Origin of the sequence: Rothia nasimurium, assembly GCF_928381705.1 — a bacterium.
GTDB classification, from domain to species: Bacteria; Actinomycetota; Actinomycetes; order Actinomycetales; family Micrococcaceae; genus Rothia; species Rothia nasimurium_G.
On sequence record NZ_CAKMSR010000028.1, the window covers coordinates 1 to 1,391 of the forward strand.

Annotated in this window: 1 protein-coding gene; it reads right to left on the reverse strand. The window is 58.4% G+C overall.

Annotated elements, in window-relative coordinates; all coding sequences use genetic code 11:
* Positions 1-46: 46 nt before the first annotated feature.
* Complete coding sequence (locus tag L6762_RS11845; protein ID WP_237187490.1) at positions 47-1,225, reverse strand: IS256-like element IS1249 family transposase; 1,179 nt, start codon at positions 1,223-1,225, stop codon at positions 47-49.
* Between the last annotated feature and the right edge of the window lie 166 nt (positions 1,226-1,391).

Sequence of the window (1,391 nt, forward strand, 5' to 3'; positions counted from 1 at the left end):
CGGGTTAAGGGTCAAAATGTGTGTCTGGCTCGGCGTGTCGCGGGGGTTAGATTTGGCCTTTTTGAATGCCGATTGAGTGGGTGTAGTCGGTGTCGATAGCGTTGTCGTAGAGGGCTGGGCGTCCTGTTTCGTGGTCGGCTTGGTTCTCGGTTTGGGTCAGGGTGGATACTTTGGCGAGTTGGCCCTGGCCCCAGTCGGACTGCCTGGCGATTCGTACTGGATCGTCAGGCAGTTCCGTTTTTAAGTAGAGCCACCAATCCAGCATGCGGCGTTGTCGTTCGCCTGATCTGCCGCGGTGGGTTCTGGCGAGCAGTTTGAGCTGGGCGTTGATGCCGCCTTCTAAGCTGTTGGTGGTGGATTTGATCCGCTCGGGCGCAAGGACTCCTGCTGGCGGGTTGAGGTAGACAAACAGCATCTCGGACCGCCAAAGATGGTTGAGGCTGTTGTAGGCCTTGCGCACGTTGTGGTGGGTCCACACGCGGGTCCATGCACCTGTTTTGGGGTCTTTGATCATGGTTTTCTCGTTCATCCATTCCCGGTAGATCGTTGAAAACTCGTGCAGTTGCACACCCCACGCGGCGGCTTCATCCAGTGTGGTGATCCGGGTCAGTTTCAGCGCAAGTCGGTAGATGGTGCGCCCGGCATCGGTGCGTGGGTTGGTGGTGGTGTAGCGGCGGACCACGCGTTGGGCGTGGACGAGGCGGCGTTGAATTTTCGTAGTCGGCCAGCACTTTTTGATTGCGCTGTATGCGCCTTGGCCGCCGTCGATGACGGCGATGAGTGGGGCTTCGATGCGTTCAAGCAGCAGTTGGTAGTCGCGGGTGGTTTCGTGTTTGCACCAGTGCCAGGCGATCACGTGGTCGATGGTCGCCGCGACGATCAGGCAGCCACCGGCGGTGTAGGTGCCATCGAGAAATACCTGGTCGTAGATCCGCTTGTGGTGGCCGGCGGTGGGGTCAGGCACATCAACGAGCCAGCACCACTTGAAGCGCCGCTTCATGGTGGCGCGGCTAACACCGTTTCGTTTGGCTAGGTCGTCGAGTGATATTGCGGTGGTGCAATGCTCGATGAACTGGGTGAACACTGCCGCGTTGGTGATGTCGTTTCGACGTTTGACGCTGGAGGCGCCGCATTGTTTGCAGCGCCATCTGGTGGTGCCTTTGCTGGTGGTGCCGTTGCGTTTCATTTCACCGCCGCAGTGGCAGCGTGGTTGGTTCTTCGACATTGCGACACCACACCACGCCGCGCATAGCACATCACGGCTGCCACACCGAGGATTTCCCGTCGGGGGCTAGATATATGCTTCCGGAGCATATACTTTCCGGAAACCTACAGGTCAATCCGTGAAAATCCGCGATTCCGGACACACTTTTTGACCCTTAACCCGCAAT

Bases quoted from the DNA above. Each gene is read 5' to 3' on its own strand.
- L6762_RS11845 (WP_237187490.1), bottom strand. From the start codon at position 1,225: ATGTCGAAGAACCAACCACGCTGCCACTGCGGCGGTGAAATGAAACGC.